Raw genomic sequence first — 5,523 nt, forward strand, 5'->3', positions numbered from 1 at the left:
ATTCTACAACACGCTCCGGCACGGCATGAGCTACAAGGATCCGGGTGCCGACCAATATGAGCAACAATATCGCAGCCGCGTCGTCGCCAACCTTCAGCGCAGGGCCAAATCGCTAGGCTTCGTCTTGAAGGCCATTCCCGGGGACGCCAATCCGGCTGTTTCTTAGGAAGGCCGCAGCCTTCTTCGCGAAGGAGGCGACATGAAGTTCGTCTTCATCGTGAAGCACCGGGCGATCTGGCCGGTGGCATGGCTATGCGATGCGCTGGGGGTGTCGCGGTCGGGCTTCCATGCCTGGCTGAATCGCTCGCCCAGCGCCAGGTCCCGCAGCGACGAAGAGCTTGGCGGCAAGGTGAAGGCCAGCTTCATGGTGAGCGACCGCACCTATGGTGCGCGCCGGGTGTGGCGTGATCTGCTCGCCGATGGGGCGGACTGTGGCCTGCACCAAATCGAACGGCTGATGTTCCTGCAAGGCTTGCGGGCGCGGCCGCGACGCCGGCGCTTGCCGAAGGACAGCGGCGATCGACAGCTCGAGACCGTGCCGGCGAACCTCCTTGACCGGCAGTTCGCCGCCGAGCGGCCGAACCAGAAGTGGATCGCCGACTTTACGTACCTCTGGACGGCCGAGGGCTGGCTCTACGTCGCAGCAGTGATCGACCTGTTCTCACGCCGGGTGGTGGGTTGGTCGATGAGCGCCGCCATGACTGCTCAGTTGGTAACCGATGCCCTGCTGATGGCTGTCTGGCGACGCGGCAAGCCGGACGCCCTGTTGCACCACTCCGACCAGGGCAGTCAGTACACCAGCGAGCAGTTCCAGCGTTTGATCGCCGACCACGGCATTCTCTGCAGCATGAGCCGTTCCGGCAACGTCTGGGACAACGCAGCGATGGAGAGCTTCTTCTCGTCGCTCAAGACCGAACGGACCGCGAACAAGATCTACCGAACCAGAGACGAGGCACGAGCCGATGTGTTCGACTATATCGAAAGATCTTACAACACGATCCGCAGGCACTCGACCATCGGCTATCTCAGCCCGGTTGAGTTCGAGCGCAACTGGGATTAGCTTAACCTGGTGTCCATCAAACCGGCAGCAGCTCAGCCAAATTCCTTCGGGAGCAGGATGGCTGTTTCGCCTGAAACCACTCCAATGCGGACTGCATCGCGATAAACTACACACACAAGCTTCATCTGTTGATTCTCTTTCAAATGGCCACGTTGCGAGCCGCAACAATACGGCGGGTGGCCAGCACCTTGCCGGGATTCATAATGTTATCAGGATCGAAAGCTCTCTTGATCTGAGCCATCATTTCAAGAGCAACTTTGCTCTTGAAGCGCTCGAGCTCCTCGATGTGCATGAGTCCAACCCCGTGCTCGGCACTGATGCTGCCGTCCAGGTCAACACTTGCTTCGTGAACAATGAAGTTGGCGCGCGCAGCCACCCTTTCTCGCTTTTCGTCTGTGTCGTAAACACTTCTATCGAAGACAATAATGACGTGAATATTCCCGTCCCCCACATGTCCCGCATAGTATACGTCAGCAGCGCTGAATTCTTGCTTCAGCCGCTTATCCACTTGTTCGATAAAGAGCGCTATCTTCGAGATAGGCACGGACGTGTCATTGGCGACCGAGAATCCTTTTCGCATATTCGCTTCAGAAATCGTGTGCCTGAGCTTCCATAAACGCTCAGCTTTTTTCGAATCTGAGGCAATGACAGCGTCATGGATCAACCCGCGCTCGATCGCTCGCGCCAGAATCTGCTCAAATACCTGGTTTGGGTCCCAATTGATGCTGCTGTCGGCAAGCTCGATCAGCACATACCATGGCGAGGACAGCGACATTGGTGGCGACTCTTGGTGGTGCGCGAGAACATTTTCAAGCTGTCCCTTGGAAATGATTTCAAACGCCTCGACCTTGCCTCCTGCGCCATCCGCAAAGAGCCTCAGAAGGTCGACCGCCGCCTGTATGCTTGGTAGTGACACCATCGCCGTTCCGCTATTCGTCGGCTGCGGAAAGAGCTTGAGCGCTGCGGCAGTTACGATCCCCAACGTTCCCTCTGCTCCAATGAAGAGCTGCTTGAGATCATATCCTGAATTGTCTTTCAGTAGAACCTTCAGGCCATTCCAGATTTGGCCGTCCGGCAGAACTACCTCCAATCCCAAAACGAGATCGCGCATGTTTCCATAGCGCAAGACATTTATGCCACCAGCGTTTGTCGAAACCAGGCCGCCAACTTGGCAACTGCCCACACTGCCAAGCAGCATTGGAAACAGCTTGCCGGCCCGCTCTAAGGTCTCTCGAAGGTTCGCCAAAATGCAGCCGGCTTCGACGATGACCGAATTGTTTAGACTGTCTATCTCCCGCACCCGGCTCAGTTTTGAAACGTTGAGGATCATGGAAGGACGATCGTTGATAGGGACAGCACCTCCGGTCATTCCAGTATTTCCCGCCTGTGGCACTATTGCTATCCCGAGACTGCGAGCCAACTTAACTAGTTCCGAGACCTGCTCCGCACTTCTGGGCAACACAACAGCCAAGGCCTCGCCCTGGTATCGGCGGCGCCAATCCATGAGGTAGCCAGCCGTCTCGGAAGGCGATGAAAAGGTGCCCTTAAGCCCGGTGATCTGAGTTGCGGCCGAAATCAGCCGTTGACGCATCTCGCTTACGTCGGACATGGCCCTAAGTATTCTCCGTTCGTTGGAGGATGGATCTACTTGAACCATTTGGTTCTCGTTACTGTCAATGGGTTCAATCGGTTCCAAGCTAATTTGACTGGGGCCCAAATGATTCTGCGACCGATCGTCGACGTCCGCGCGGCACTCTCGGCTGCCAACAGTCTTCGTTCCATCTTCCCACCTGCACCGCGGATACATGAGCGAACGGCTCTGGTCCTCGGTCTTTACGACACAAATCCGATACAGCTGGCCGAGTCGGAGCTGAGCGGCTGAGTTCCTCATTGCCGCTGGAAGACCATGACCTTCCTGGCGGCCCTGCACCATTACCGGATCGATGCGCCATGGTTCATTGAGGCACCGATCGATGGCGTGAGCTTCCGGAGATCGAGGCGGCTTCCTGCCCCTCCTCCGGCCTCGTCTTGGACAATCTCGGTAGCCACAGGAGCAATGCCGTTCGCCAACTCATCCGTTTGGTAGGCGCCAAACTCTTCTTGGTGCCGAAATACTCGCCCGAGCTGAACCCGATCGAACAGGTCTTTGCCGAGCTCAAGCACCTGCTCCGAAAAGCTGCCGCGTGAACCGTCGATGAGGTCTGCGCGCAATCGACTAGGCAAAGACTTGTCGGCTTTGCCTTCGCCGGAGTGTTACGCCGCAATCAATCCCGGCACTCCCTCCAGCAACGCGCCCGCACGCGGGGCGGGCCTTGCGCGGCAAGCCCCGGCCCGCAGCCCCGATCGGCAAAACACCAAGAGCCGCGTCGTCCACGCCGGCTTCGTGAGACGCCGCGGCAGACGCTTGACCGCTTCTCTCCCCCATCGCGGCGGGTCACCTTTGGGTCGTCGACAACTTGTGCAGAACGCGCGCATCCTGCACCCAAGCGCGGCGGCCGTCAAAGCATGCAACGCATGCGCCGATTGCCGACAGGGGACCGCATCGCCCACCCAGGCAGCCAACTCATGCCAGCTCGACATCGACACATTCCAGAACACCGGCTTGGCGCGCTCGAATGCAACACGATAGGCGAGAACGGAGACCAGCCAGACGATTGCGAACAGGGCGATTACCACGACGAAGCTAACGAGCGAGGCGTTGAGGCCTTCGATCTGCGTCCGTAGCGCGCCGTCGAGGTCGAAACGCTGGCCGATCAGGCCGAACGCCTCGACGCCGCTGACGAACAGCGCGACCGTCACGGAGCCGCATTCTCGACGAGTTCGTCGCGATAACGGGCTTCCATCGGAAGCATGCGATGCGGTTGCTGCGCTGCGACCCTGACGGCCAGACAGCGGGGCGCCGCAATCGTCGGCGGATCTACCAAGACGAGGAGAGATATGCGCTTATACTGCTTTGGGAGGCCGCAGACCGGGTGTGCCGCAAGCGTCTGAAAGTCCTGCTGCCGATCTTGATCGAATCGATGGAGCGGCGCCATATCGACCTGGCGACTGAGATTCGCTCTAGGTTATTGTCCATGAGTGCAGCGACGATCGACCGGGCGCTTCGATGCGCTCGTGAGCAAAGCGGCCGGCAGCGCCCTCGCTCTGTAGCAAGTGCTCTACGACGCAGCATCCCTGTTCATACTTCAAACGGATTGCAAAGTACTCCGAACTCTTCAACGTCGTCTCAAATTGTGGCGCAGCGAGCAAGCAAGCGCACTGTTGTTTGGCTCCGGGGAAAACGCGGCACAAACCGACGTGATCGTCACATCACCGGAAAGCCCCCAGCTGCTCGACGGAGGAACGACCGTGCTCATGGCTGGCGCGATGCACTACCGCCTTCGGCGGCTGACGGCCTTGACCCCGCCCGATCACCGGTCTGTTGGCTTTGCAAGCGCTCGGCCGAGGACCGAGCGCGACATCGGCGCGCTTGCAATGTCGATCAGTTGTGCGACCGGCTTCCTTCGCTCCCTTGGCCAGGGAGCAAAATAGATGAGGCAACAATAGGTCTATCGGGAACATCGCTACATGCGGCAATACGGCAATACGCGCTCTCATCCTGATTGTCGCGCCATATGCCACGGCTGTCCACGCTTGTCCGCGCGAGGCATCGGTCGCAGCGATTGAAGAGCAGGTGCGGCCCCACGGCCTAAGAATCCGCCCATCTCCGCACAGTTCGGCCACTCGATCGCCGTAGCACAGGCGCTGCTTCACCGGTTGCATGGGTAGGAACTACATGTAGGCCAAGGTGCCTTTCTCGGCGGTGTCCATCAGCCCGGTCGCGACGAGGGCGCACTCGGCGCCTGGCCGTCCCCGCCGGCCTGGTCGATAATCACAAGCGCGGCGGCTTCATCCCGAAAGCCTCCCCACCAATCTGCTCATCCAGCTGGTCGCTCAGATCCTATCGAGCCGCTTCGGCGAGTTCGCCCCCCTGCGTCTCGCGATTCCGCGTTCCGCCGGACCCGAGCTACAGGGGCGTTGGGCACCCAATGGCCGTTCAGTGAAGCCAGCGGTTTCGGCCAGCGTGACAGGCCTGCGCAATCGCGGTTGCGGGCTATGCTGCTGGTCACGGCATAGGCTCATTCGTAGGAAGCTTCGCCGTGTTCTTCCAGCGACGCGCCTACGCCGGCACGAGGTCGTGATAGTAGCTGGTCTTGTCGTAGGTGGCCCTCAAGATCGCCCCCGAAACCTTTGCGATGGCAACCGTGAAGTGCGATGGTACATCAGCTTTGCCGTCGTGATTGATGTTGCCTACAAGTGAACCCTGCAAGAGGGGCCACAGACTGCGCGTTCCAGCCGATCGTGATCACCGATTCCAGACCATCGTGATCACCCATTCCAGAGCATCGTGATCACCATTTCCAGCCGATCGTGATCGCTATTTCCAGCGATCGCGATCGGGGGCAACCAGGAGGCGCGCACCG

3 protein-coding genes and 2 pseudogenes are annotated in these 5,523 nt (G+C 59.3%); 2 read left to right on the forward strand and 3 right to left on the reverse strand.

The features are described from left to right. Nucleotides 1-166: 166 nt before the first annotated feature. Nucleotides 167-1,060 (forward strand): annotated as a pseudogene (locus IVA78_RS29620) (IS3 family transposase); the annotation flags it as partial. Nucleotides 1,061-1,199: 139 nt separating this feature from the next. Here the strand turns inward: IVA78_RS29620 and IVA78_RS29625 are convergent. From IVA78_RS29625 to IVA78_RS29635, 3 genes are all read right to left on the reverse strand, one after another. Further along, on the reverse strand, nt 1,200-2,669 hold the full coding sequence (locus tag IVA78_RS29625; protein ID WP_247469083.1) for an FAD-binding oxidoreductase: 1,470 nt from the start codon (nt 2,667-2,669) through the stop codon (nt 1,200-1,202). Nucleotides 2,670-2,992: 323 nt separating this feature from the next. Further along, nucleotides 2,993-3,271, reverse strand: a complete 279-nt coding sequence (locus IVA78_RS29630) for a hypothetical protein (RefSeq protein ID WP_247469084.1) — start codon at nt 3,269-3,271, stop codon at nt 2,993-2,995. Nucleotides 3,272-3,313: 42 nt separating this feature from the next. Next, nucleotides 3,314-3,859 (reverse strand): hypothetical protein, encoded by a 546-nt coding sequence (locus tag IVA78_RS29635; protein ID WP_247469086.1) that lies wholly within the window; start codon nt 3,857-3,859, stop codon nt 3,314-3,316. On the opposite strand from IVA78_RS29635, the pseudogene IVA78_RS29640 reads away from it, so the two are divergent. Then, a pseudogene (locus IVA78_RS29640) lies at nt 3,841-4,248 on the forward strand (ISNCY family transposase); the annotation flags it as partial. The gene IVA78_RS29635 and the pseudogene IVA78_RS29640 sit on opposite strands and share 19 nt — an antisense overlap. Nucleotides 4,249-5,523: the final 1,275 nt, after the last annotated feature.

Source organism: Bradyrhizobium sp. 137 (genome assembly GCF_023074095.1).
Taxonomy (GTDB): domain Bacteria; phylum Pseudomonadota; class Alphaproteobacteria; order Rhizobiales; family Xanthobacteraceae; genus Bradyrhizobium.

What these genes read in the sequence shown, in the direction of transcription:
- IVA78_RS29625 (WP_247469083.1), bottom strand. Translation starts at nt 2,669, where the DNA reads ATGTCCGACGTAAGCGAGATGCGTCAACGGCTGATTTCGGCCGCAACT.